The 25,511-nt window shown below is 53.8% G+C and carries 26 protein-coding genes, 2 tRNA genes and 1 rRNA gene; 18 read left to right on the top strand and 11 right to left on the bottom strand.

Going from position 1 to position 25,511, the window contains the following annotated elements; all coding sequences use genetic code 11:
* The 3 genes from rrf to dkgB form a co-directional block, all read left to right on the top strand.
* Positions 1 to 85 (top strand): 5S ribosomal RNA (rrf, locus tag CRO33_RS25025); the annotation flags it as partial.
* Positions 86 to 187: 102 nt separating this feature from the next.
* A tRNA-Asp gene (locus CRO33_RS07050) sits at positions 188 to 264 on the top strand.
* A gap of 169 nt (positions 265 to 433) precedes the next feature.
* A complete protein-coding gene (gene dkgB / locus CRO33_RS07045; RefSeq protein ID WP_097117584.1) occupies positions 434 to 1,237 on the top strand; it encodes a 2,5-didehydrogluconate reductase DkgB in 804 nt (267 codons plus the stop codon).
* A 12-nt stretch (positions 1,238 to 1,249) separates the two neighbouring features.
* Here the strand turns inward: dkgB and yafC are convergent, their stop codons facing one another.
* Positions 1,250 to 2,158, bottom strand: coding sequence for a DNA-binding transcriptional regulator YafC (yafC, locus tag CRO33_RS07040; protein WP_097117583.1), 909 nt, complete (start codon positions 2,156 to 2,158; stop codon positions 1,250 to 1,252).
* Between the two features lie 100 nt (positions 2,159 to 2,258).
* Between yafC and CRO33_RS07035 the strand changes: the two genes are divergently transcribed.
* Both CRO33_RS07035 and CRO33_RS07030 read left to right on the top strand, forming a co-directional pair.
* Positions 2,259 to 3,437: an MFS transporter gene (locus CRO33_RS07035; protein WP_097117582.1), complete on the top strand. Its 1,179-nt coding sequence runs from the start codon at positions 2,259 to 2,261 to the stop codon at positions 3,435 to 3,437.
* A 148-nt stretch (positions 3,438 to 3,585) separates the two neighbouring features.
* Positions 3,586 to 4,386 (top strand): endonuclease/exonuclease/phosphatase family protein, encoded by an 801-nt coding sequence (locus CRO33_RS07030; protein ID WP_058961574.1) that lies wholly within the window; start codon positions 3,586 to 3,588, stop codon positions 4,384 to 4,386.
* Here CRO33_RS07030 and CRO33_RS07025 read toward each other — a convergent pair.
* The 4 genes from CRO33_RS07025 to gloB form a co-directional block, all read right to left on the bottom strand.
* On the bottom strand, positions 4,383 to 5,078 hold the full coding sequence (locus CRO33_RS07025) for a cyclase family protein (protein WP_097117581.1): 696 nt from the start codon (positions 5,076 to 5,078) through the stop codon (positions 4,383 to 4,385). The genes CRO33_RS07030 and CRO33_RS07025 overlap by 4 nt on opposite strands.
* Before the next feature lie 7 nt (positions 5,079 to 5,085).
* Complete coding sequence (locus tag CRO33_RS07020; RefSeq protein ID WP_097117580.1) at positions 5,086 to 6,405, bottom strand: MFS transporter; 1,320 nt, start codon at positions 6,403 to 6,405, stop codon at positions 5,086 to 5,088.
* Between the two features lie 305 nt (positions 6,406 to 6,710).
* A complete protein-coding gene (gene mltD / locus CRO33_RS07015; protein WP_097117579.1) occupies positions 6,711 to 8,081 on the bottom strand; it encodes a murein transglycosylase D in 1,371 nt (456 codons plus the stop codon).
* 71 nt (positions 8,082 to 8,152) lie between these two features.
* A complete protein-coding gene (gloB, locus tag CRO33_RS07010; protein WP_097117578.1) occupies positions 8,153 to 8,908 on the bottom strand; it encodes a hydroxyacylglutathione hydrolase in 756 nt (251 codons plus the stop codon).
* Between the two features lie 40 nt (positions 8,909 to 8,948).
* Here gloB and CRO33_RS07005 point away from each other — a divergent pair, with 40 nt between their 5' ends.
* Positions 8,949 to 9,683, top strand: a complete 735-nt coding sequence (locus CRO33_RS07005; RefSeq protein ID WP_097117577.1) for a class I SAM-dependent methyltransferase — start codon at positions 8,949 to 8,951, stop codon at positions 9,681 to 9,683.
* On the opposite strand, the gene rnhA is transcribed toward CRO33_RS07005, so the two are convergent.
* On the bottom strand, positions 9,668 to 10,135 hold the full coding sequence (gene rnhA, locus CRO33_RS07000; RefSeq protein WP_097117576.1) for a ribonuclease HI: 468 nt from the start codon (positions 10,133 to 10,135) through the stop codon (positions 9,668 to 9,670). The genes CRO33_RS07005 and rnhA overlap by 16 nt on opposite strands.
* Before the next feature lie 53 nt (positions 10,136 to 10,188).
* On the opposite strand from rnhA, the gene dnaQ reads away from it, so the two are divergent.
* Complete coding sequence (gene dnaQ / locus CRO33_RS06995; protein ID WP_034825408.1) at positions 10,189 to 10,920, top strand: DNA polymerase III subunit epsilon; 732 nt, start codon at positions 10,189 to 10,191, stop codon at positions 10,918 to 10,920.
* A gap of 134 nt (positions 10,921 to 11,054) precedes the next feature.
* Positions 11,055 to 11,131, top strand: a tRNA-Asp gene (locus tag CRO33_RS06990).
* 79 nt (positions 11,132 to 11,210) lie between these two features.
* Here CRO33_RS06990 and CRO33_RS06985 read toward each other — a convergent pair.
* Positions 11,211 to 12,704: an NCS1 family nucleobase:cation symporter-1 gene (locus tag CRO33_RS06985; protein ID WP_097117575.1), complete on the bottom strand. Its 1,494-nt coding sequence runs from the start codon at positions 12,702 to 12,704 to the stop codon at positions 11,211 to 11,213.
* A gap of 145 nt (positions 12,705 to 12,849) precedes the next feature.
* Between CRO33_RS06985 and CRO33_RS06980 the strand changes: the two genes are divergently transcribed.
* The 3 genes from CRO33_RS06980 to puuE are packed head-to-tail and all read left to right on the top strand — an operon-like array spanning position 12,850 to position 15,294.
* Positions 12,850 to 13,572, top strand: a complete 723-nt coding sequence (locus CRO33_RS06980) for a GntR family transcriptional regulator (RefSeq protein ID WP_097117574.1) — start codon at positions 12,850 to 12,852, stop codon at positions 13,570 to 13,572.
* Positions 13,569 to 14,300, top strand: a complete 732-nt coding sequence (gene hpxA / locus CRO33_RS06975) for an allantoin racemase (RefSeq protein WP_097117573.1) — start codon at positions 13,569 to 13,571, stop codon at positions 14,298 to 14,300. The genes CRO33_RS06980 and hpxA overlap by 4 nt, the downstream gene beginning before the upstream one ends.
* Positions 14,301 to 14,334: 34 nt before the next feature.
* The gene (puuE, locus tag CRO33_RS06970) at positions 14,335 to 15,294 is read left to right on the top strand and encodes an allantoinase PuuE (RefSeq protein WP_097117572.1); all 960 of its coding nucleotides are present in this window, start codon (positions 14,335 to 14,337) and stop codon (positions 15,292 to 15,294) included.
* 107 nt (positions 15,295 to 15,401) lie between these two features.
* Here puuE and hpxZ read toward each other — a convergent pair whose 3' ends face one another.
* The 4 genes from hpxZ to CRO33_RS06950 are packed head-to-tail and all read right to left on the bottom strand — an operon-like array spanning position 15,402 to position 18,965.
* On the bottom strand, positions 15,402 to 15,785 hold the full coding sequence (gene hpxZ / locus CRO33_RS06965) for an oxalurate catabolism protein HpxZ (protein ID WP_097117571.1): 384 nt from the start codon (positions 15,783 to 15,785) through the stop codon (positions 15,402 to 15,404).
* Positions 15,786 to 15,787: 2 nt separating this feature from the next.
* Entirely contained in the window at positions 15,788 to 17,185 is a 1,398-nt protein-coding gene (locus CRO33_RS06960; RefSeq protein ID WP_097117570.1) for an AtzE family amidohydrolase, read from the bottom strand.
* Positions 17,182 to 17,367, bottom strand: a complete 186-nt coding sequence (gene hpxX / locus CRO33_RS06955; RefSeq protein WP_034825399.1) for an oxalurate catabolism protein HpxX — start codon at positions 17,365 to 17,367, stop codon at positions 17,182 to 17,184. The genes CRO33_RS06960 and hpxX overlap by 4 nt, the downstream gene beginning before the upstream one ends.
* Positions 17,368 to 17,378: 11 nt before the next feature.
* A complete protein-coding gene (locus CRO33_RS06950; RefSeq protein ID WP_097117569.1) occupies positions 17,379 to 18,965 on the bottom strand; it encodes a gamma-glutamyltransferase family protein in 1,587 nt (528 codons plus the stop codon).
* A gap of 175 nt (positions 18,966 to 19,140) precedes the next feature.
* Between CRO33_RS06950 and hpxU the strand changes: the two genes are divergently transcribed.
* The 7 genes from hpxU (at position 19,141) to hpxK (ending at position 25,510) form a co-directional block, all read left to right on the top strand.
* The gene (hpxU, locus tag CRO33_RS06945; RefSeq protein ID WP_097117568.1) at positions 19,141 to 19,980 is read left to right on the top strand and encodes a MurR/RpiR family transcriptional regulator HpxU; all 840 of its coding nucleotides are present in this window, start codon (positions 19,141 to 19,143) and stop codon (positions 19,978 to 19,980) included.
* Positions 19,981 to 20,174: 194 nt separating this feature from the next.
* Positions 20,175 to 20,960: a transporter substrate-binding domain-containing protein gene (locus CRO33_RS06940; protein WP_097117567.1), complete on the top strand. Its 786-nt coding sequence runs from the start codon at positions 20,175 to 20,177 to the stop codon at positions 20,958 to 20,960.
* Between the two features lie 4 nt (positions 20,961 to 20,964).
* Positions 20,965 to 21,633 carry an amino acid ABC transporter permease gene (locus CRO33_RS06935; RefSeq protein ID WP_097117566.1) on the top strand — a complete coding sequence of 223 codons (669 nt, stop codon included), beginning with the start codon at positions 20,965 to 20,967 and terminating at the stop codon, positions 21,631 to 21,633.
* On the top strand, positions 21,630 to 22,286 hold the full coding sequence (locus CRO33_RS06930; RefSeq protein ID WP_058961561.1) for an amino acid ABC transporter permease: 657 nt from the start codon (positions 21,630 to 21,632) through the stop codon (positions 22,284 to 22,286). The genes CRO33_RS06935 and CRO33_RS06930 overlap by 4 nt, the downstream gene beginning before the upstream one ends.
* Positions 22,267 to 22,998: an amino acid ABC transporter ATP-binding protein gene (locus tag CRO33_RS06925; protein ID WP_034825388.1), complete on the top strand. Its 732-nt coding sequence runs from the start codon at positions 22,267 to 22,269 to the stop codon at positions 22,996 to 22,998. Before CRO33_RS06930 ends, CRO33_RS06925 begins: the two co-directional genes overlap by 20 nt.
* Before the next feature lie 20 nt (positions 22,999 to 23,018).
* Positions 23,019 to 24,254 (top strand): pyridoxal-phosphate-dependent aminotransferase family protein, encoded by a 1,236-nt coding sequence (locus CRO33_RS06920; protein ID WP_097117565.1) that lies wholly within the window; start codon positions 23,019 to 23,021, stop codon positions 24,252 to 24,254.
* Positions 24,251 to 25,510 (top strand): allantoate amidohydrolase, encoded by a 1,260-nt coding sequence (gene hpxK / locus CRO33_RS06915; RefSeq protein ID WP_097117564.1) that lies wholly within the window; start codon positions 24,251 to 24,253, stop codon positions 25,508 to 25,510. The genes CRO33_RS06920 and hpxK overlap by 4 nt, the downstream gene beginning before the upstream one ends.
* Position 25,511 lies beyond the last annotated feature (1 nt).

Here is a 25,511-nt window from a genome sequence, read left to right as displayed (position 1 = left end):
ACCCCATGCCGAACTCAGAAGTGAAACGCCGTAGCGCCGATGGTAGTGTGGGGTCTCCCCATGCGAGAGTAGGGAACTGCCAGGCATCAATTTAAGACTCATTCGTGAGTCGTGACCTTTCAGGTGACACTGAAAGGGCGAAACACCCGAAGTCAGAACGGTTTTCTGATTTTGGTACAGAATCGGTGGAGCGGTAGTTCAGTTGGTTAGAATACCTGCCTGTCACGCAGGGGGTCGCGGGTTCGAGCCCCGTCCGTTCCGCCACTTAATTGAATAGCCCTGACTTAATAAGTCAGGGCTTTTTCATGTGCAAAATTCAGTGTTAATTATTGATTTAAACGCAATATTCTTCTGCTTATAAGCGGATTTTTCGTCAACAATAAAGCTGCCAAAATACTTCCCATCGCAATAATCCACAAACGATGAGGAAATCATGACAATCCCAGCCTTTGGTTTAGGCACTTTTCGCCTGCAAGATGATGTTGTAATCCATTCCGTGAAAACGGCACTGGAACTCGGATACCGTGCGGTCGATACTGCCCAAATCTATGAAAATGAAGCCGCTGTTGGTCAGGCTATTGCTGAAAGTGGCATAGCTCGTCATCAACTCTTTATTACTACCAAGATCTGGATCGAAAACCTATCGGCTGAAAAGCTAATACTGAGTTTGCAGCAAAGTCTGTCAAAACTGCGCACCAATTATGTTGATCTTACATTGATCCACTGGCCTTCACCCGGCGCAGTAGTATCGGTAAAAGAGAGTATGCAGGCATTAATGGCTGCGAAAGAAGCAGGGCTGACGCGTCAAATCGGCATTTCAAACTTCCCGATTGCGTTGATGAAAGAGGCCATTGCTGCGGTTGGCATTGAAAACATCGCCACTAACCAGATTGAACTCCATCCGTTCCTGCAAAACCGCGAAGTTGTTGAATTTGCTAAGCAGCAAGGATTGCATATCACGTCTTACATGACACTGGCTTATGGAGAGGCACTAAGGGATGCGACCATCCAGTCGATTGCGCACAAACATCAGGCGACACCGGCACAAATCGTTCTGGCGTGGGCGATGCAATCTGGCTTCAGCGTGATCCCTTCTTCAACTAAGCGCGATAATCTGGCCAGCAATATGGATGCTGCTAACTTAATGCTTGATGCGGAGGATATGAAAAGCATCTCATCACTGGATCGCCAGCAGCGGTTGGTTAGCCCTGAAGGGTTGGCTCCGGACTGGGATTAAGTGACGAAATATTCAGTCCTGCATTCGCCAGGGCTGTTGCTTAACCCACTCACTGAGAAAGTCGATAAAAGCACGTGCTCGTTGGCTAACGCCCAGATCGCTGTAATAGACCGCGTTGAACGGCATCGCTACGGGTACTCGCTGTTGTGCCAACACCTCAATAAATGTCCCATCCGCGATTTCACTGTCTACCATATAATCGGACAAACAAGCGATACCATGATCATCGAGACAAAGTTGTTTAATAGTTTCACCGCTGTTTGAGGACATTCCCGGCACGATGTCATAAAGGTCATGACCATTCTCAGACACAGGCCAACGGTTCAGGCGCAGCGGTTCTACAAATCCAAGGCATTCATGATTTATCAAATCTGATGTAGAGAGGGGGACACCCCTTTTCGCCAGATAAGCCGGAGTTGCTACCAATTTGCGATAGCTGATAAACAGCAAACGTGCTCGTAAGGTCGAATCCGTCAGGTTGCCTGCGCGAATAGCTACATCGACTTTACGTTCAATCAGATTGATAAAGCTCTCCGACGAGATAAGCGACAGGGTGACGTCGGGGTAGCGCTCACGGAAGGGTTTAATCATCGGCAGAATCAAATGCAGAATGACCGGCGTGGCAGCGTCTATGCGCAGAAGACCTTGCGGAGCCTGCTGACGTTCCATGAGCTCATTTTCAGCGGTCGACATCTCCTGCATAAGTTTCTGAACGCGTTTAAAGTAGTCCTCACCTTCCTGAGTGAGCGCGAGCTGACGCGTGGTGCGCGTGAGTAATGCCACTCCAAGTTTATTCTCCAGCTTTTTAACTGTACGGCTCACCGCCGAATTCGCCATCTGCAGTTGTTCCGCCGCACGGCTAAAACTACCGCTTTCGACCACAGCAATAAAAACTTTCAACTCATCAGACGATGCTTTCATTATGCTCTCCGAAGCAAAAGTCTATTCTCACTTTGCATCTTTTTGTCATTAAAGCATGAGTCGATAATGGCGCCTATCAAAACATACATGGGAGTCAATCATGCCACTTGCACTCTGGGCGCTGACTATCAGCGCCTTCGCTATCGGAACCACTGAGTTCGTGATCGTAGGCTTAATCCCTACGATTGCGGAACAACTTAACATCACGCTACCTTCAGCAGGTATGTTGGTCTCAATTTACGCCCTTGGTGTCGCCGTGGGGGCGCCAGTGCTTACTGCTTTAACCGGCAAAGTGCCGCGCAAGCCACTGCTGATAGGGCTGATGGTGCTTTTTACGGTGGGCAACCTGGTCGCCTGGTTGGCACCGAACTATGAGACGTTGGTCGTTGCTCGCTTGCTAACGGGACTCGCGCACGGTGTATTCTTCTCGGTCGGTTCAACGATTGCGACCAGTCTGGTGAGTAAGGAGAAGGCTGCAAGTGCCATCGCCATCATGTTTGGCGGTCTGACGGTGGCATTGGTAACCGGAGTGCCCTTGGGTACACTGATTGGTCAGCACTTTGGGTGGCGTGAAAGTTTCCTCGCAGTTTCCTTGTTAGGTGTCATTGCTTTAGTCAGCAGCATGGTACTGATACCGCGTAATGTTGCGCAGCCACCTGTTACCACTTTGGCACAGCAAGCGCGCGTCATGGTGAACCCACGCCTGCTATTAATCTATGCTATTACCGCGTTGGGCTACGGCGGCGTGTTTACCGCCTTCACTTTCCTGGCGCCGATGATGCAGTCATTGGCCGGTTTTTCCCCGGCAGCGGTCAGTGTCATTCTGCTGGGATACGGTATCTCCGTCGCCATCGGTAATATCTGGGGTGGCAAGTTGGCCGATCGTCACGGGGCTGTACCCGCGTTAACGCTGATCTTTAGCACATTGGCGGTATTGCTGTTGATATTCCAGTTTACGGCTAATACACACTTTATGGCGCTGGCAACGGTGCTAGTGATGGGGATTTTTGCCTTCGCTAACGTACCGGGCCTGCAGGTCTATGTGGTGCAGAAGGCTGAGTCCTATGCGCCTGGTGCAGTTGATGTGGCGTCAGGACTGAATATCGCGGCGTTTAACATCGGGATTGCACTAGGGTCATTGGTTGGTGGTCATATTGTCGAACACTACGGTCTGGCTCAAACCCCTTGGGTTGGCGCTGTCATTGTTTTTATCGCGCTATTGCTGGTAAGACTGAGCGGTCAGCTCGACAAACCCCGTACTGCATTTGCCACGGAATAATGAGGTCAACAACCCGCTAAAGGGCGGGTTGTTACCGTAATATGCTGTGAAGCTAATTCCGACAATTAACAACGCCAATTGAAACCCTGCCCTAAAATCCCTATAACTGTCAGGTGAAGTTGTAGTCGTAAATCAGCCAGGCGGGAAAGTGCGAAAGAAAACATATGCAATGCGTTATACAGCGGGTCAGCCTGCAGAGCGGATATTTCCGCCTGGGGCGATGTTGCATCTGGGACAGGCGCTGCCGCCTGGTGCACCGTTACCTGCGGATCCTGCATTGCGGGTTTTAGTATGGAATATCTTCAAGCAGCAGCGGGCTGATTGGATGTCCGTACTGCAGGGTTTCGGCAAAGATGCTCACCTTGTTTTACTTCAGGAAGCACAAACCACCCCTGAGTTGGTCAAATTCGCCACCAGTAACTATCTGGCGGCCGATCAGGTACCTGCCTTCGTCTTACCCCAACATCCCTCCGGCGTGATGACGCTCGCTTCTGCGCATCCTGTGTATTGCTGTCCATTGCGTGAGCGCGAACCTTTATTACGCCTGGCAAAATCGGCGCTGGTGACGGCCTATCCACTGCCGACCGGCGAAATGCTGATGGTGGTCAATATTCACGCGGTGAATTTCAGCCTGGGTGTGGATGTCTACAGCAAGCAACTTGGGCCGATTGGCGAACAGATTCAACATCATCGCGGACCGGTGATCATGGCCGGCGATTTCAATGCCTGGAGCCGTCAGCGCATGAACGCGCTGTATCGCTTTGCCGCAGAGATGGCATTACACGAAGTGAATTTCACGGATGACCATCGGCGTAAAGCGTTTGGCCGTCCGTTAGATTTTGTCTTCTACCGTGATATGAAAGTTAGCGAGGCTTCTGTGCTGGTCACGCGCGCTTCTGATCACAATCCACTGTTAGTCGAGTTCACGCCAACAGCGCTTGCCCGCTAAGTCTCAATGAACGCAATCGCCCGCACCGGCGAGGCTGACCCGCGCTCAATTCGAAGTGGTAGTGCAAGAAAGCAAAAGTGCGCAGGCAACATCTCTAAGTTGGCCAGATTTTCGATAATAAGATTATCGTTACCCAGTACAGCTAAATGCGCGGGATTTTCTGCATTGCCAAAGGCATCAAGCGAGAGGGCATCGGTGCCAAATACCTTTACACCTTTTGCAATCAGATAAGCAGCACCTTCTGCAGAAAGCCCCGGCCAATCCTGCAGAAATGCGCTGTGATCGGGTTTAAGAGCCCATTTTTCATGCCAGCCTGTGCGAAAAATGACGATGTCATCAGCCTCAATTGCGCCAAAGTCCCTTTCCCAAAGTTGAATATCCTTAACACCAAAAGTGTGGCTGGGCGCAATATGTCGCATATCCAGCAGCAGGCCCCGGCCCATTAACTGGCATACATCAATGTTTTCAATTGTCTTGCCACCTTCAATAAAGTGTGAGGGAGCATCGACATGGGTCCCGCAATGATCCCCCATGATTATCTGGCAGTTATAATTTCCATCGCCGGTTGAATAAGTTTCATTATCCGCACGGATAAATTTCGGGTGTGTCGGCCATACGGGCATGCTGGTTTGATGTAAATGACTCAGTTCTACTATTTTGCTGCTGCGAATCTGTTTCCAGAGAGCTGTCATGTCATCCTCACTTATTCACATTTACCGTTTCTTTGAGCAGGGCAAGGGGAATGCAAGAAAGCAGCAGCATCCCGACGATTACGGCATAGTGCACGCTGAAACCCCACGTATGGATAATCCAGCCGCTAACAGGGGCGACCAGAATGCCAGCGATACCCACCGCCAAACCAATCATCAATCCAAGGCTCGAAGCTGCTGCATGAGGTGAAGAATCAATCAGCAGCGCATACGCAACAGGATAGGGCGAATTGCGGAACAGCCCCCAAAAAATCAGGATCCCCCAGGCAAGTGCGGCAGAATGAATAAAAATGCAGAGCGAACAGGCAAGGATCCAGCCCGCGATAATGATCGTCAGAGATGTCTTACGCCCGCATTTATCCGAAAAACTGCCCCAAACGATCTGACCAATCCAGCCAGTGATGCCCGAAGCACCCGAAATGATGGCGGCGGTGGATAGGTCCAAACCGACCTCACGTGTGAGTTGGAGGGTTAAGAAGTTTGCAATCCCCATTTCAGCCCAGATAAAACCAAAGACCAGTGCAATCGCCATCAGGCAATTACGGTTTTTAAGGCAGCTAAAGGAATTTTTCAGGCTGGATTTCTGCGGTTTGGCTTCGATCGGGCGAGTCAGTTTGTGTTCGTCGATCCAATTAAAGACGCGTTGATGATTTTTTTTGGTTCCTATAATCAACTGCAATACCACGATGATTAATCCGATCAAAGGGATAAACAGAAATGCATGGCGCCAATCACCAAACATTAAAATCGCAGCAATTAAAATCGGACCAATGAATTGCCCAAGCGGAAAACCGGTGTGATGTACGCCAATGGCGAAACCTCGATTTTCTTTTTGCCACCACTCGCCGAGCAATGCCACATTAATTGGCTCTGAGCCGCCGGTACCCATCCCCATAAAAACACGCAGCGCCTGAAATGCCCCCAGCGATTTGCAAAATGCTGTAGCAACACCAGATATGATCTCCACCAAAACTGCCAGGCACCAGCTATAGCAGCGGCGATAACCGCTACCGATATAATCGGAAAGCAGGCCAAATAGCACCGCACCTGATAACGTACCGAAGAAGCTTAGCGAGTTAATCCACCCAGCCTGCACTTCACTAAGATTGAAATCCTTCATTATTGCCGGCAATAGGGTGGGTAAGATGATACGATCTATCGAGTTCATCAAGATAGCAAGTGTCGTGATGACCAGCATGGCCCATGATAAAGGATGGGCTCGTGGTAACCAGCGTGGTGTTGTCGTGTTCGTTTGCTGCCCTGAAGCATTATCTGCTTCCTTAAGCTGTTCGTTAAGGCTATCGCTCATTCTCAACCCTTATCCTACCGATGGTTTATCGAATCACTGAACTCACGGTTCAGCGATAGAGTGAATGCGCGCCATGTAACATTTAAATTACGAATGCGGCGCCTTTCGTTAACACTATCGGTTGGCTTCTACCATACAAGTTGCTCCAGGTGGATATTTGACCAACATCACGTCTAAGGGTTTTTAATCGGGATAAAAGTCTTCAGAAGGGGAATGAGGAGAGAGGAGAGAGATAACAGGTTGCCACGACCTCGTTGAGGTAATAAAAATGAAAAAGGCTGACAAAAGTCAGCCTTTTCGACGCATTAGGTATCAGGTGTTGCGCTATTCTTCACAAACAGCGTGAGCTTATCGCCCGGCTGAATGTCTTTAGCGTCACTGTTCCAGCGCATAACATCCTGGGTGTTCACACCATGACGTTTTGCAATACTGGCAAAAGAATCACCCTTACGTACACGGTAGGTGATGCTGTTGCCGTTATCCGCCAACTGCGTTGCTTTACCGCCCACCGTCAATTTCTGACCGATGCGAACGGAAGCGCTACGCAAGTTGTTCTGCTGTTTCAGTGCACTGACGCTGACGCCGAGCTTGTTAGCAATTGCTGACAAGGTGTCGCCTTTGCGTACCGTGTAGTTGTTTCCTGCTGCACTGACTTTCGCCATTTCAACAGGCTGCACGGATGCAATGTCACCGGATGCCAGTGAATTGCGCAGTTTAGCAACGTTGGACTTAGGCACCATAATATAGTGCGGTCCGTTTGGCGCAGTGGTGCCATTTTTATAACCGGCGTTGAAGCTCTTCAACTTGTTGAGCGACATGCCGGCCATATCTGCAGCCTGCGTCAGTTCAATTTGCTGTCCCACTTCCACACGTGCTAAAGCACGGCTTTCGTTCGGGGTCGGCAATTTGATACCGTACTGCTTGTTGTTCTTGAGGATTTCACTCAAGGCCAACATCTTAGGTACATAGACCGTGGTTTCGCGTGGTAACGATAAATGCCAGAAATCAGTCGGCTTGCCGCGCGCCTTATTCTGTTTTATCGCTTTCAGCACGCGTCCTTCACCGCTGTTATAGGCGGCCACTGTTAACAACCAGTCACCGTCAAACATACCGTTCAGACGCTGCATCATATCCAGCGCAACTTTGGTCGAGGCCACCACATCGCGGCGTCCGTCATACCATTGGTTCTGTTTCAAACCATAGTTTTTGCCCGTTTGTGCAACAATCTGCCAGATGCCAGCGGCATTCGCAGAAGATGTTGCATGTGGGTCAAAAGCGCTCTCCACTATGGGTAGCAGTACCAGTTCCATCGGCATTTTACGTTTCTGTATCTGCTCGACAATCCAGTACATGTACGGCTCTGCCCGTAATGTTACATCGTGGAGATAGCTCTTATTTTTTAAAAACTTTATTTTTTGTTCGCGGATCCGGGGGTTTTCCGGAATCCCCATCTTCAACTCGTCACTAATGTGATTCCAGAGATCGGTATCTTCTGCGAGGCTTGTTCCATCATCCTGCCAGCGCTGCGATAATAATTGATCTCCGTACTTTCCATTTTCACCTTGACCAGCTGAAGACAGGCTCTGTGCATGCTGTACGGGGATATTGGCGTCATTCCTTGATGCCTGACATCCTACCAGCAAGACCGAGGCGAGTAAGATCGCTTTAGCCTTCATGTGTGTGTCAATAGTTCGCTTAAAAGACGAGCAACTATACGTTAGGGGTACACACAACACAACCTTAAATATCAAAAACGGTCTTTCTTCTCGCGTAGATCAGCGAAAGTTTGCCATAACGGGGAGGAAGCAACATTAGTCCCCAAAGCCTTTTGTAAATCAGCATCTTGCGTACGGAGAAATAAATTTATATCCCGCTCAAGTGCCAGTTTTGTTGGCAAAGTAATGCGATTTTCTGCACGTAAGTCCTTAATTTGCTGATACCTTGCCAAAATTTTCGTGTCATGAGGCAGAATAGCCGCAGCAAACTTCATATTGGATAAAGTGTACTCATGAGCGCAGCAAATCAAGGTGTCCGCAGGGAGTTGGTTAAGCTTTTGAAATGAATCAAACATTTGTTCTGCTGTACCTTCAAATAATCTTCCACAGCCTCCAGAAAACATCGTGTCACCACAGAAAAGATAAGGTGAACTGAAATATGAGATATGTCCTAAAGTGTGTCCGGGTGTTGCGATGACACGGAAATCTAGCCCAAGCAGGGTAAATTCATCATTCTCAGAGAGGATATGTTTTGCCCCCTTATCCGCGGTTTCCTCTGGTCCGTAAACCGCGATATCGGGATAGTGTTGCAATAATTCGGCGACACCGCCGACATGATCGTGATGATGATGCGTGAGTAAAATGGCCACCGGTTGCCACTTGTTGACTCTGATTTTATCCAGCACCGGTTGAGCCTCGCCGGGATCGACGATCAGACAGTTTTTATCATCGTCCGTCAGTGTCCAGATGTAGTTATCCTGCAACGCGGGAATACTGGTAAGATTCATAAACACCTCTCAGGTCGTAGAAAAAGGATGATGGTAGAGCATGAAGCCAGCGAAAACACGCCAGGTTCTGACTGCGCCGCGCTCCTGGCGCGATATGCCATGGGGCGATTATTTTCGCGATGCACTCACGCAGCAGTTGCAGCCTTACCTTGGAAAGCTGTATGGCTTTCATATGCTTAAACTTGGCAGCCTCAGCGCAGAAATCAATACCCGTCAGTGTGCCATATCGCATCAGGTAAATGTGGGCATTGAGGGCGATGACTTGCAGGTGATCGCCAATACCACGCAATTACCTTTTGAAGCGAAATCGATTGATGCTTGTTTGATGGCGCATACCCTGGCATGGAGTCAGGATCCCCATCGCGTGTTACGAGAAGTGGATCGCGTCCTGATTGACGATGGTTGGATGATTATCAGCGGGTTCAACCCGTTCAGTCTGCTGGGGATCAGCAAAGGTATCCCGGGTTTGCACGCCCGTGCGCCATGGAGCGGACGCATGTTCAGCCAGGTACGCTTGCTCGACTGGCTCAGCCTGCTCAACTATGAAGTGGTCTATCGCACCCGTTTTCAAGTGGTGCCGTGGCATCGGCAGGGCGGCAAAGTAATCAGTGCGCACCTGCCCGCGCTGGGATGTCTGAACATTGTGGTGGCACGCAAACGAACATTCCCATTAACGCCCACCAAAGCGAAGAAGAGCTTAAACAAAGCGCAGGTCAGACAAACGGTGAATGCCACCCGGCAATTTCGTGCAGTGAAGGATCAGGATTCGACCTGATAGCCGACATCATCCTGCGTCGGATGACCGGCTGCGCTGCGTGCCAGTTCGTCGCAGCGCTCGTTTTCCGGGTGACCGGCGTGGCCTTTTACCCATTTCCACTTTATTTCATGGTGGCTGAGCGCGAGATCGAGCCGCTTCCAGAGATCGACATTTTTCACCGGCTTTTTATCGGCCGTTTTCCAGCCGCGCTTTTTCCAGTTATGGATCCAACTGGTGATGCCCTGGCGCACATACTGACTGTCGGTGCTGAGCACCACTTCGCAGGGCTGCGTTAGCGCCTCTAACGCCACAATCGCCGCCATCATTTCCATGCGGTTGTTGGTCGTGAGTCGATAACCGGCGCTGAACTCTTTTTCATGTGGGCCATAACGTAAAATGGCACCGTAACCGCCGGGGCCGGGATTGCCCAGGCAGGATCCATCGGTGAATATTTCTACCTGTTTGCGCATCTCTGGTAGACTTCCTTCTGACAAAACGCCAAGTCTGACATAAAACGAGTCCTATGAGCACTGCAAATAACCGCCAGATCGTCCTCGATACCGAAACCACCGGCATGAACATGATCGGTGTGCACTATGAAGGACATCGCATCATTGAAATCGGTGCGGTTGAGGTGATTAACCGTCGCCTGACCGGCAACAACTTCCATATGTATCTCAAGCCCGATCGGCTGGTGGATCCGGAAGCTTTCGGCGTTCACGGTATTGCCGATGAGTTTCTTGCCGATAAGCCGATGTTTGCAGACATCGCCGATGAATTCCTCGAATACATCCGTGGTGCAGAGCTGGTGATCCATAACGCGTCGTTCGATATCGGCTTTATGGATTATGAGTTTGGCATGCTTAAGCGCGGTATCGGCAAAACCGACACCTTCTGTCAGGTGACAGATAGCCTGGCGATGGCGCGTAAAATGTATCCAGGCAAGCGCAATAGCCTTGATGCACTGTGTAATCGCTACGAAATCGACAACAGCAAACGTACGCTGCACGGCGCATTGCTCGATGCCGAAATTCTGGCTGAAGTGTTCCTGATGATGACGGGCGGCCAAACTTCGCTGGCTTTCTCGGCGGAAGGCGATCAGAGCAGCCAAAATACCGGCGATAACATTCAGCGCATCGTGCGTCCGAGTTCAGGATTACGCGTGGTCAACGCCAGCGATGATGAGATTATCGCACATGAAAGCCGTCTGGATTTAGTGTTGAAGAAGGGCGGAAGCTGCCTGTGGCGGGCCTGAATGGGCTGATTTTGCGTGGAAAAGCAACGTAAAGCTGAAAAAATCGGCAAACGATTCATTCCCTCAGAAAAAGCATTGACGGTTCATAAGGCTGCCATTAATATTCGCCTCGTTCTCGACGGGGAACAAAGCGCGGAGCGGTAGTTCAGTTGGTTAGAATACCTGCCTGTCACGCAGGGGGTCGCGGGTTCGAGCCCCGTCCGTTCCGCCAATCATTAAAGAAGCCGATGCAGAAATGCATCGGCTTTTTGCTTTTTCAGGCTGGCATCGGCGCCAACCTGATCACCAGATCAATCCTTCTGCACCGCCACTTCCTGACGATAGGTGCCCACTGAGACTTCACGATCGGCGCGAGCCAGCCAGCGATAGCAACCTGCACCTAATGCCACACCAATAAACCAGCTGAAGTTTGCCACGGCATGCAGTGACGGAATAAAGCTGATCACCAGGCAAATACCTACCGACGGCAGCAGTGCGGCAATCGCTTTCGGGTTAAAGCCCCCGCGATACCAGTAGCGTCCTTTTGGTGTGTCATCAAACAGGTCGTCCACGTAAACCTTGCTGCGCTTAATCAGATAAAAATCGGCCACCAAAATGCCAAACAGCGGGCCGATAAAGGAGCCCAGCACATCCAGCGTGTAATGAATCAACTCCGGTGACTGGAACAGATTCCATGGCGTCAGCAGAACAGAACCCACTGCGGCAATCATTCCACCGGTACGGAAACTGATTTTCTGCGGTGAGCAATTTGAGAAGTCGAAAGCCGGGGAAACAAAGTTCGCCACGATGTTGATGCCGATAGTGGCGATAATCATGGTGAGTAAACCAATCGCGACGGCGACATCATTGCCAACCATGCTCACGGTCTCAATGGGATCGGTAATCATGCGGCCGAACAGCGATTGGGTACCCGACACGATCACCACGGTGACAATCGAGAACAGCAGGAAGTTAAACGGCAGGCCCCAGCGGTTCCCCCGGCGGATTTCCCCCATGCTTTTACCGTAGCGAGAGAAGTCACCAAAGTTGAGTAATGGGCCAGAGAAGTAAGAGACCACTAATGCGGTGGCGGTGATCATCTGCCAGGTTTGCTCACCAGTGCTTAACTGCTTGCTGGCCAGCGTAAAGGAGATACCGTCAAAGCCGGTTTTGTATACAATCCAGCCCGCTAGCGCCACCATCACCACGTAGACAGCCGGACCCGCCACATCGATAAAGCGTTTAATCGCGCTCATGCCGTGCCAGAACACCATCGCCTGCAGGAACCACATCACGCCGAAGCAGCACCAGCCCAGTTGAGACAACCCCAGCCAGCTGCTTTGCGTCATCCCGCTTAATGAAGGGAAGAACTTCAGCAGTACCAGCATCAGCGCATTAGCCGCTAAATAGGTTTGAATGCCATACCAGGCGAAAGCGATCAGGCCGCGAATCACCGCGGGGATATTGGCACCGAACACGCCGAATGCCTGACGTGAAATCACCGCGTAAGGCACGCCCGCCATCTGGCTCGGTTTGGCGACGAGGTTGGCACACAGCTGCACGATGCAGATACCTATCAGCAGACAAAGCAGCACCTGCCAGCTCGCCAGTCCCAACGTAAAGAAGCTGGCGGCGACCACATAGCCACCCATGCTGTGCACATCCGACATCCAGAAAGAGAAAATGTTATACCACGACCAGTTCTGGTCGCGCGTGGGCGCCAGATCTTCATTACACAGGCGTGGACTGTAGTGGGCGTTGGCGCCAGAGGCCACCCCGGAGGTCACTTCAGAATGATTTGGCATGAAACCTGCTCCTCTAACAACATGGGAAAAATAATCACAGCGTGAAACGGTATTGCAGGATCCAGGCCAGAATTGATTTCTTGTATACAAAAAATTAATTTCACGTATACGATGTGCTGTGCACAGATACTTACCGGAGCAGGTAATGAAGAGCGAAACAGGCCAGAAAACGGCTGCCGATCTGAATGATCGCGACGAACCCATCTATCAGGCATTACTCACCGCCATTGTGGAACATCAGCTGCCACCGGGCAGCAAATTGCCAGAAGAGGCGCTATCAGAAGCTTTTGGTGTGAGCCGAACCGGCATTCGCAAGGTGCTACAACGCCTCGCGGCGGTGCAAATGATCACCTTGTCGCCCAGGCGTGGTGCACAAGTGGCCACGCCGGGCGTTGACGAGGCGCGCGATATCTTTGCCACACGCAGCTTACTCGAGTGCGCCAATTTGCCCGCGGTGCTGGCTCACGTTCAGCCACCACACCTTGCTGCCCTGAGCACACTCATTGAGGAAGAGCAGCAGGCTCACGAACAGCACGATGGTGCGGCGGCAATTCGGCTCTCTGCGGCTTTTCATATTCAGCTACAGGCGATTTCCGGTAATCAGGTGCTGACGGATATGGTGACGCGCCTGACACAGCGCTCATCATTAGTGATTGCCGCCTATGGTGCGCCCTGGCAACGCGGGTGTCGTTGCGATCATCACGATCGGCTGGTGGAGCTACTGCGGCAGAAAGATCTTCCCGCGCTCACCGCAGCCTTACAGCATCACTTCCAACACATCGTGGCCAGCCTGCATTTTGAGCGCAGCGGCGAAACCTTACCCGACTTCACCCGGTTATTTTCCGGTCACAATGGAGCCGCATCATGAGCCTGATTCAGGTGATCAACCCCAATACCAGCCTGGCGATGACAGAAACCATCGGTGCAGCCGCACGTGCGGTAGCGGCACCAGGAACTGAAATTCTGGCGGTGTGTCCGAGCCAGGGGGTGCCTTCGATTGAAGGGCACTTCGATGAAGCCATTGCGGCGATTGGCGTACTGGAACAGGTCAGGGTCGGCAAAGCACAGGGCGTGAGTGGCCACATTATTGCCTGTTTCGGCGATCCGGGATTGCTGGCCGCGCGTGAACTGGCCAGCGGTCCGGTGATCGGCATTGCGGAAGCCGCGATGCACACGGCAACGCTGGTGGCGACACGCTTTTCAATCGTCACCACGCTACCGCGTACCCTGGTGATTGCCCGCCATCTGCTGCAACAATATGGCTTTAGCCATCATTGTGCGGCGTTGCACGCTATCGATCTCCCGGTGCTGGCGCTGGAAGATGGCAGCGGTGTGGCGCAGGAAAAAGTGCGCCAGCGTTGCATTCAGGCGAAGCGAGAAGATGGCAGCGGCGCGATAGTGCTGGGCTGTGGCGGTATGGCCTCACTGGCACAGGAGCTGACTAAAGAGCTGGGTCTGCCGGTGATTGATGGCGTCAGCGCTGCGGTAAAAATGGTGGAATCACTGGTGGCGCTGGGCTTTGGTACCAGTAAACATGGCGATTTAGATTACCCGATCGAAAAACCGCTCAGCGGCGCATTTCAGCACCTAAACTAAGTGCTGGTTGAGGACTGACTAAGGAATTTACAGAATGAGCGATGTATCTGAAAAGAAAGAGTACAGCTTCAACAAAAACTACCCGCGTGACCTGATTGGTTATGCTAACCATCCGCCGCACGCACAGTGGCCGGGCAACGCGAAAGTGGCGGTGCAGTTTGTCCTCAACTATGAAGAGGGGGCAGAAAACAATGTGCTGCACGGCGATGCAGGATCTGAACAATTCCTGTCCGATATCATTGGCGCCGCCAGTTACGCCGACCGCCATATGTCGATGGATTCTCTCTATGAATACGGTTCGCGCGCAGGCTTTTGGCGCATTCACAACGAGTTCCAGAAGCGCGGATTGCCATTAACGGTTTTCGGCGTGGCGATGGCGCTGGCGCGTCATCCGGAGATTGTGGACGCCATCAAAGTCGCGGATTACGACGTAGTCAGCCATGGCTGGCGCTGGATCCATTATCAGTCGATGGATGCTAAAACCGAGCGCCAGCATATGCAGCAGGCGGTGGATGTGCTGCGCGATCTGTTTGGTAAAGCACCTACCGGCTGGTACACCGGCCGCGACAGCCCGAATACGCGCCGCTTAGTTGTGGAGAACGGCGGCTTCAGTTATGACAGCGATTACTACGGCGACGATCTTCCGTTCTGGACGCAGGTGACCTGTCAGGATGGCACGGTGAAACCGCATCTGATCATTCCTTACACTCTGGAGTGTAACGACATGCGCTTTGCCTCGCCGCAGGGCTTTAACACCGCCGAGCAGTTCTTTGTCTATCTGCGTGACACCTTTGATGTGTTGTATGAAGAGGGCGACACCGCGCCGAAGATGATGTCGATTGGCATGCACTGTCGACTGCTCGGCCGCCCGGGCAAATTCCGTGCCTTGCAGCGTTTCCTTGACCATATCCAGCAGCATGAGAATGTGTGGGTTTGTACGCGCCAGCAAATCGCCGATCACTGGATGGAGACGCACCCGGCTCCTGCTGTTTAACGACCAGCGATACTCCGCGCCGACACATTTGGCCGGTACGACATGAACTGTCGTACCGGCCCTGACCACGCGAGTTAAGTCTTACTGACGAGCGCCGGTTTACCCCGCTAGCTCATTAAACTCACCTGCGCCGCGACAATCCGCCACCCATAAGGCATGCGCACCCATGTTTGCTGCTGGCGACCAATCTTCTCCACGCCTTCACGCGTAAACTCAGTGCTGCACACCGCGTAGTCATCTCCAAAGGTGGTGATCACCGTATTACGTAGCGTGCGCGCCAATCCCTTCGATGGACGGGCAGCGCGAAATGAACGGATCTCATCAATGCCATACAGATTTTCCCCTGCGCCCAAACGCACGGTGCGATCGTCGTGCCAAAACAATTCATCCAGCACATCGACATTGTTGCTGATCAGCGCTTCTTCATAGCGGTAAAACGCAGCGGTCACCTCAGCCAGCACAGCAGGACGATCAATATGTTCAGGTGTCATGGTTACGCATCCATCAGGGTAGTTTGTGGCAGGGTCAACCCTTGCTGCTGCAGTGCCCAGGCGGCGCGCAGTGCAAGATGTTCTTTAAACGGTGCTGCGATTAACTGTAAGCCAATCGGTAATCCGCTGGCAGTTTGCAAAGGCACGGTACAGACCGGCAAGCCGAGGAAGGAAATCGGCTGCGTTAACATGCCCATACTGGCGCGCGTCGGCAAATCCTGGCCGTTAATATGAATCGTCTCTTGCCCAATGGTGGTTGCGGTGCAAGGGGTCGCCGGTGCAATCAGGACATCGAATTGTTCAAACAGCGGTAACACCTGCTGTTGGAAATGACGGCGGAAGCGCTGCGCCTGCACATACCACGCGGAAGGCAGCATCGCTCCGGCCAGCAGGCGCTCGCGAGAGTTCGGTTCGAATTGCTCGGGAATATTGCGCAAAGCGGGCAGATAGTGATTGCCGCCTTCTGAGGCGGTGAGGATAAAGGCCGCTGAACGGGCAATTTCCGCGTTGGCTAACGTGACGGCTTCGCTGGCATCCAGCGCTTGTGCCACCACTTGCACGGCGGCACGCGCTTCTTCGCTGCACCAGGTCGAAAAGAAACCACCCAGCACTGCGCTACGTATGCCTTCTGCGCCTTTTACTAATCCGTCACTGGCCGGTTCCTTCGCCTGCGCTGCCTGGAAAGCATCGCTGGCATCGTGACCTTGCAGCGCATCGTACACCAGACTCAAATCTTCCACCGAGCGAGCAAACGGACCGATATGATCGAGGCTGGCGACAAAAGGATGGCTGCCACTGCGCGATAAGCGACCAAAGGTCGGTTTGAGTCCATAGATACCGCACAACGAGGCCGGCACGCGGATCGAACCATTGGTATCGGTGCCCAGTGAGAAGTGCACTAAGCCTGACGCGACGGCCGCCGCCGAGCCGCCGGAGGAACCACCGGCCACGCGGCTCAAATCGCGCGGATTATGGGTCGGGCCATAATGGGTGTTTTCGGTGGTAAAGCCGTAAGCGTAGGCATCCATATTCAGCATGCCGGAGAGCAGTGCACCGGACTGACGCAGTCGACTCACCGCCCACGCATCTTCGCGGGCCGCTGCACGTTCATTGAATAAGCTGGCACCAGCAAGGGTGCTGTGACCGGCGACATCAAACAGGTTTTTAACCGCATAAGGAATACCCGCCAGCACAGGCAATACTTCACCGCGCTGGCGTTGCAAATCGACCTGATCCGCCTCGCGCAACATGCGCTGACCGGTGACTTCGGTCCACGCATTGAGTGCGGGATTGTGCTGTTCAATGGCGTTCAACGTCTGTTGCGCCACTTCACGGGCGCTAATATCACCTTGATTCAGCGCATGATTGAGCGCTTTGATGGATAACGATGCCAGTTTCATGGATGAAACACTCCTGCCACTTCCAGCCGGTCATCCAGCGGGAAAGCCATGAGCGGTTCAGCCATGGCGGCGATGCGATTGAACTGCACCAGCAATTCAGCGCGACGTGCTTCGTCCAGCTCCAGAGCCAGAATCTGTTCCATTTGAGCGATATAAGCCGCCCAGTCCGGTTGCGAATGCATGATGGTTTCCTTTAAAAGCCGGCTGCGCTGCCGTTGCTACGTGGATCGAAGGCACCTTCCAGCATGCCGTTATTGTGTCTGACGATGGCGCCAGCGTGGCCGACGACTTCGCTGAAATCAGGCAACAGCTCAACGTCATGACCGAGTTCGCGCAACTGCTGCACCGTTTCTGCTGACATGCGCGCTTCGAGTTTGAGAGAGTCAGAGGATTGTCCCCAGGTTCGCCCCAACAACCAGCGCGGTGCACTGACCGCCTGTTGAAGTGGCTGTCCCTGAATCACGTGGCGGGTAAAAATTGCCGCCTGCGTTTGTGGTTGGCCATCGCCCCCCATTGATCCGTAAACCATCGTGCGACCATCTTTCAGGCGCGCAGCCGCTGGATTTAAGGTATGGAACGGTTGTTTACCGGGTTTTAGTGCCAGCAGATGGCCCGGTTGCAGGCTAAAGGCTGCACCGCGGTTTTGCCAGGTAATGCCTGTACCCGGTAGCACGACGCCGCTGCCAAATTCGTGATAAATGCTCTGGATAAAGGAAACGGCCAGCCCGCTGCTGTCCATCACCCCCATCCATACGGTATCGCCAGGACCTCGCCCGGTTCCCCACGGCGCGGCTTGTTGGTCATTAATTTGCGTTGCCAGTGTGGAAAGATGATCGGCATCGAGCAGGTCTTGCACATTGAAGTCGATATGGCGCGGATCGGTAATGTGTTCGTCGCGCAAGGCAAAGGCTTTTTTGGTGGCCTCAACAATGCGGTGCACAGTTTGTGCCTCATCCGCCTCTGCCATGTTCAACCGATCGGTGATGCCCAGAATGGCCAGCGACACCAAACCTTGCGTCGGAGGCGTCATATTCCAGATGTCGCCTTCGCTGTGTGCCAGATGTAGCGGCGTGCAGCGGCGCGCGTGCTGTTTCTGAAGATCTTCCAGGGTGATCGGCATACCCAGCGCGGTCATTTCACGTGCCAGATGGTGGGCCAGTTCGCCGCGATAGAAACTCTCCAGACCCTGTTCACTCAACACGCTAAGTGTATTGGCAAGCGCGGGCTGGGTAAAACGGCTACCGGCACCAGGCACGGTGCCGTCAGGCAAGAAGGTCGCCGCGAAGCCGGGTTGATCAAGCAATTCATGTTGCTTTGCGGCAGTGGCTGCAGCCTGCGATGCGGTAACAGGAATGCCATCGGCAGCATAGCGAATGGCGTCACGCAGCAAACGGGCTAACGGCAATGGCGCAGAACCCAGCTCTTCAGCCAGCGTTAACGCTTCCTGCCAGCCACTCACCGTGCCCGCCACGGTTAACGCGGCTTTGGGGCCGCGATGCGGGATGTGACTTTCGCCGTGATAGAAGTCGAGGTGGGCGAGTGAGCCTGCTGCGCCACTGGCATCGATAGCGATAGGATCGCCATTGGGCGGCACGACCAACCAAAAGCCATCGCCACCCAAGCCGTTCATGTGCGGGTAGACAACCGCGATAGTGGCCGCTGCCGCTACCATCGCTTCAATCGCGTTGCCGCCTTCGCGTAAAACCGCCAGTGCGCTTTCACTGGCGAGATGATGTGGGGTGACGGCCATGCCGAGCGGGGCCATGTTGCTCTGTATCATAGTGAACTCTTCATCATTGATTCTTTTGTAGGGGGATTGGGTTAGTGGTCGCCGTAATGGGAGTCCCTACAAATCCGTGAGGTGATCTAAGCAAGAGCTGTTCCAGTTTTGGTCGGACATCAATGTGGATCGATTTGTGCTAGCTTGTGATGAAACGAAAGTTACAGGACCAATGATGAAACAGCTTGATGAACGCCTTCGCAGTCACTATCCGCAACTGTCGCCGCAGGAGCAGCGTATTGCCGATTTTGTATTTGACCATTTTGATGACCTGATCAGCTACAACAGCGCCGAGCTGGCGCGGCTGAGCGGGGTATCGAAGGCGACAGTCAGCCGCCTGTTTAAACGTCTGGGCTATGAGAAATACAAGGACATGCGTGATGAGCTGCGTACGCTGCGTCAGAGCGGGATGCCCCTCACCGACAATCGCGATGCAGTGCAGGGCAATACCTTACTGTCGCGTCATTACAAGCAGGAGATGGCCAACCTGACGCAGTGGGTGAACAGCATCGACCCGCAGCAGTTTGGCGAAGTGATTCAGGCGCTGGGTGCTGCAAAGCGGGTGTTTATTATCGGCATGCGTAACGCCTATCCGGTGGCATTGCACCTGCGTCAGCAGCTGATGCAGGCGCGTCCGCAGGTACATGTGTTACCACAACCCGGCCAGACGCTGGGCGAGGAGCTGGTGGATATCACAGCGGAAGATATTGTGGTCGTGATGGCCTTCCGCCGCCGTCCACGTATCATCCGCCCGCTGATGCAGCAGCTACAGCAGAGCAACATCCCGGTGCTGGCGCTGTGCGAGCCGCAGGCACAGGGCATTATCACCCTGGCACACTGGCAGCTATGCGCGCCGCTCGATAGCGTCTCCGCCTTTGATAGCTATGCCTCGGCGATGAGTCTGATCAACCTGCTGGCAAATGCACTGCTGCATGAAATGCTGTCGCAAGGCCGTCAGCGTATTCATCAAATTGCCGATCTTTATCAGCACCTGGATGAACTGGAACACCGATAGTGGGCACCACTTTGGTGCTTTGCACCTTTTTTGATCGGGTTTTAATACGGGCGTAATGCCCGTTTTTATCGCCTTAAACTCCGTGTTTATTCGTTTTTCTTCCCTTTGCGCCCCACACCCTGCGGTTGGCACATTAGTTGCAAATCGTTTTATCAAGAATCTTTTGTTTCACGATAAACTCACCGGGGTGCATAATGAAAAAAGTTTTACTGGCAGTCGCAGGCGCAGCATTGCTGATGGCTCAGGTCGGCAGTGCGATGGCCGATCAGCTACAAGACATTCAGAAGCGTGGCGTCATCCGTGTTGCGGTACCGCAGGACTTCCCGCCGTTTGGTTCGGTAGGGACTGATTTACAGCCACAAGGCTATGACATCGACATGGCGAAGTACCTGGCGAAGCAGATGAAACTGAAGTTGCAGCTGGTGCCGGTCTCCAGCGCCAACCGCGTGCCTTATCTGCAAACCGATAAAGTGGATCTGGTGATTTCCAGCATGGGCAAAAACGCCGAACGCGAGAAAGTGATCGATTTCAGCCGTGCTTACGCGCCGTTCTTCCTTGGGGTGTTTGGCCCGAAAGGTGAGCCACTAAAAGATGCGGCAGCATTGAGCGGTAAATCAATTGGTGTGACGCGCGGTGCAGTGGAGGACATGGTGCTGAGCGATGTGGCGCCAAAAGATGCACAGGTGAAGCGTTATGAAGATAACAACACCACGCTGTCAGCTTACCTGTCAGGTCAGGTGCAGTATGTCGCGACCGGTAACCTCGTGGTGGCTGCCATTGCACGCCAGAACGCAGAAAAAGCGCCGGTGCCGCAGTTCATGCTGAAAGATTCACCGTGCTTTATCGGCCTGAAGAAAGATGAGCCAGCGCTGAAAGGTAAAGTGAACGCGTTGATTGAGCAGGGCATCAAAGACGGTACGCTGAACAAGCTGTCAGAAGAGTGGCTGAAAGCCCCACTGCCAGCCAACCTCGGCGCATAACGCAATGATTGGGCAACTCAATTTTGCAGATCTCTGGCCGCACTGGCCAGAGTTACTGGCAGGGCTGTGGGTCACGATTCAGATAACGGTTCTCGCCACGGTGGGCGGGGTGAGCCTGGGGATTCTCGGCGCGGCACTGCGCAGTGGCAAACGGAGCTGGGCGAGTCGCATCTGGGGCGTTTATGTCGAACTGATCCGTAATACGCCATTCGTGGTACAGCTGTTTTTTATCGTCTTTGGTTTGCCCAATCTTGGTCTGAAACTGACGGCGGGCGAAGCAGCGCTGCTGGCGATGTTGATTAACCTTGGCGCGTACAGCACTGAAATTATCCGCGCCGGAATTCAGGTGACGCCGAAAGGGCAGTGGGAAGCGGGCCGTGTGCTGGGCTTGACCCGCACGCAGACTTTTATCCGCGTGGTTCTGCCGCCGTCGCTGCAACGTATTTATCCGGCGCTAGTCAGCCAATGCATCATTGTGATGCTGGGTTCATCGGTGGTGTCGCAGGTGTCGTACGAAGAGTTGACCTTCGCCGCCAACCTGATTCAGTCACGCACTTTCTTGAGTTTTGAAGTCTATCTGGTGACCACGTTGATCTACCTGGCGTTGTCGATTGCCATGCGACAGCTGCTGCTGGCGCTGGGGCGTAAATGGTTTGGAGCGCAGCCCGCATGACAACCTTTACTGACTGGGACATCCTGCGCAACCTGCTGCTGGCGGCGCGCTGGACGATTTTACTGTCGCTGGTGGCCTTCTTTGGCGGCACGCTGGTGACCTTACCGCTGCTGTTTTTACGACTGCTGAAGCGCCCATGGTTGACGCGCTTGATTCGCTGCTACACCGAACTGTTTCAGGGCACGCCGTTGTTGATGCAGCTGTTCCTCGCCTTCTTTGGCGTCGGGCTGTTTGGCATTGATGTGGCGCCCTGGACCGCCGCTTCGCTGGCATTAACTTTCTACACCAGCGCATTTTTGGTGGATATCTGGCACGGCAGTATTCGTGCGCTGCCGAAGGGCCAGTGGGAAGCATCGCGTTGCCTCGGCCTGACTTTTGGTCAAACGCTGTTTCGCGTGGTGGCACCGCAGGCGATTCGCATCGCCATCGCGCCGACCGTGGGCTTTGCCGTTCAGGTGATTAAAGGCACCGCGCTGGCCTCGATTATCGGTTTCGTCGAGCTGACGAAAGCCGGCACTATTTTGAACAATGTGACGTATCAGCCCTTTAAGGTATTTGGCCTGGTGGCGCTGGGTTACTTCCTGATGTGTTATCCGCTGTCGCGTTACAGCCAGTACCTGGAGAAAAAATTCAATGCCGCTCATCACCATTAATCAGGTCCAGAAGTACTACGGCGACAACCACGTCCTGAAAGGTGTCGATCTGGATATCGACAACGGCGAGGTGATTTCGATCATCGGCCGCAGCGGCTCGGGCAAAAGTACCTTGCTGCGCTGCATGAACGGGCTGGAAGGCTACCAGGAAGGCAGCATCAAACTCGGCGGTATGACGATCACCGACCGTGAATCCCAGGCGCGTGAAATCAGCCGCTCGGTGGGCATGGTGTTCCAGAACTTCAACCTGTTCCCGCACATGACCGCGCTGGAAAACGTGATGCTGGCGCCGCGCCGGGTACTGAAGAAGAGCGAAGCCGAATGTCGCGAGCTGGCGACGCAGATGCTGGAAAAGGTCGGCCTTGGCGAACGCATCAACTACTACCCGGCCAATTTATCCGGTGGACAACAACAGCGTGTGGCGATTGCCCGTGCGCTGGCGATGCAGCCGAAAGTATTACTCTGTGACGAGATCACCTCAGCGCTCGATCCTGAACTGGTGGGTGAAGTGCTGAAGGTGCTGGAACAGCTGGCTGCCGAGGGCATGACCTTGATCCTCGTTACCCATGAAATGAACTTCGCCCGTGATGTGGGCGATCGCGTGGTGTTTATGCATCAGGGCCGCGTCTGGGAGCAGGGTGACAGCAAAACGCTGTTTGCCAACCCGCAGACCGCCGAGCTTAAACAGTTTATCTCCACCGTCCGTCTTTAAGTCTTCAAAAGGAATAGCACATGGATATCAGTCAGTTTTCGCAAATAAATCCACCACAACGCCTGCTGATGGGCCCTGGTCCTATCAACGCCGATCCGCGTGTCCTGCGCGCCATGTCGAGCCAGCTGCTGGGTCAGTACGATCCGGCGATGACGCACTACATGAATGAAGTGATGGCGCTGTATCGTGGTGTATTTCGTACCGAAAACCGCTGGACCATGTTGATTGACGGCACCTCGCGCGCCGGTATCGAAGCGATTCTGCTCTCGGCTATCCGTCCGGGCGACAAAGTGCTGGTGCCGGTGTTTGGCCGCTTTGGCCATCTGCTGTGTGAGATTGCCCGCCGCTGCCGCGCCGAAGTGCACACTATTGAAGTGCCGTGGGGCGAAGTGTTCACCCCCGATCAAATTGAAGACGCGATCAAAAAAGTGCAGCCGCGCCTGCTGCTGACGGTGCAGGGTGATACTTCCACCACCATGCTGCAGCCGTTGGAACAACTCGGCGCCATCTGCCAGAAATATGGCGTGCTGTTCTATACCGATGCCACCGCTTCACTGGGCGGTAACGTGCTGGAAACCGATGCCTGGGGACTGGATGCGGTCTCTGCCGGTATGCAGAAGTGCCTTGGCGGTCCGTCGGGTACTTCTCCGATCACCCTCAGCCCGCAGATGGAAGCGGTGATCCGCAAACGTAAGTGTGTGGAAGAGGGCATCCGTACCGCGGATCATCAGGATGGTGATGAGGAGATGATTTATTCCAACTATTTCGATCTCGGCATGATCATGGATTACTGGGGGCCGGAACGTCTGAACCACCATACCGAAGCCACCACCGCGCTGTTTGGTGCACGTGAGTGTGCGCGTTTGATGATGCAGGAAGGGCTGGATAACGGCATTGCACGTCATAAGTTGCACGGCGAGGCGATGCTGAAAGGCATTCAGGGCATGGGCCTCGAAACCTTTGGCGACCTGAAACACAAAATGAACAACGTGCTCGGTGTGGTGATCCCGCAGGGCGTGAATGGCGACCAGGTGCGCAAATTGGTGCTGGAAGATTTTGGTATTGAGATCGGCACCTCGTTTGGCCCGCTACACGGCAAAGTGTGGCGCATCGGCACCATGGGCTACAACGCGCGCAAAGATTGCGTGATGCAAACCCTGAGCGCGCTGGAAGCGGTATTGAACCATGTGGGTTACCGTTCGACACAAGGCGCGGCCATGCAGGCGGCGTGGGATCATTACGGGAGCCACGCATGAGCAAAAGCCTGATGACCGCCAGCGAGGCGCAGTCCGCCGCTGCCCGCGTCATGGCACGCTGCGATGCCCTGGCTGAAATCAGTGAAAGTGAGGATGGTCTGACGCGTGTCTATCTCTCGCCTGAACAGGTCCGCGCCAACGCCCGCGTGGCAGAATGGATGCAGGCGGCCGGCATGACCACCTGGCAAGATGCTGTGGGCAATATCTGTGGTCGTTATGAGTCTGCTGAACCCGGCGCGCAGGCGCTGCTGTTGGGCTCTCATCTGGACACGGTGCGCAATGCCGGGCGCTATGACGGCATGCTGGGTGTGCTGAGTGCTATTGAAACCGTACAGTGGCTGCACGATCGTCAGCTGCGCTTACCGCTGGCGATTGAGATTGTTGGGTTCGGCGATGAAGAGGGCACGCGCTTTGGCATCACGCTGTTGGGCAGCCGGGGTATTACCGGCACATGGCCCGAGAGTTGGGTAACGCATCCGGATGGAAACGGTATAACTGTGGCGGAAGCGATGCTGGATCTCGGTCTGGACGCTGCCAACATTTTGCAGGCAGCACGCGACGTCAACGACATTGCGGCTTACCTTGAACTGCACATAGAACAAGGGCCGTGTCTGGAACAGGAAGATTTGGCGCTTGGCGTGGTGACCGCGATTAACGGCGCGCGTCGTTTGAATTGCAGCTTTATCGGTGAAGCGGGCCACGCTGGCACGGTGCCGATGACCCATCGTAAAGACGCACTGGCCGCCGCCGCCGAGTGGATGGTGTTTGTTGAGCACACCACTGCCGAGCAAGATCCACAACTGGTGGCCACGGTCGGCACCCTGAGCTGTTTGCCGGGCGCCGTGAATGTTATCCCCGGTGAAGTGCAGTTTTCACTGGATGTGCGTGGGCCGCAGGATGAGCCGCTGGAGCGCCTGTTGTCCGCGCTGCTGACACAAGCCGAAGCGATTGCCTTGCGGCGTGGACTGACTTTTACCGCTAGCGAGTATTACCGTATTGCGGCAACCGCCTGTGATGCACGTTTGCAACAGGCGCTGAGCCACGCGGTGGAAACCGTACAGGGCCGCAGCGTTTCTTTGCCAAGCGGCGCAGGGCACGACGCGATTGCGATCGCCGATCGCTGGCCAGTGGGTATGCTGTTCGTGCGCAACTATCGCGGTATTAGCCATCATCCAGCCGAGTCCGTACAGGTAGCCGATGTGGCATTGGGCGTGCAGGCTTATCTGCAAGCGGTCAACGATCTGGCACAGGCTTAAG

Origin of the sequence: Pantoea sp. GL120224-02, from assembly GCF_900215395.1 — a bacterium.
Classification (GTDB): Bacteria; Pseudomonadota; Gammaproteobacteria; order Enterobacterales; family Enterobacteriaceae; genus Pantoea; species Pantoea communis.
The sequence above is the reverse complement of the archived record's forward strand: the minus strand, read 5'-3'. Positions and strand labels throughout refer to the sequence as shown.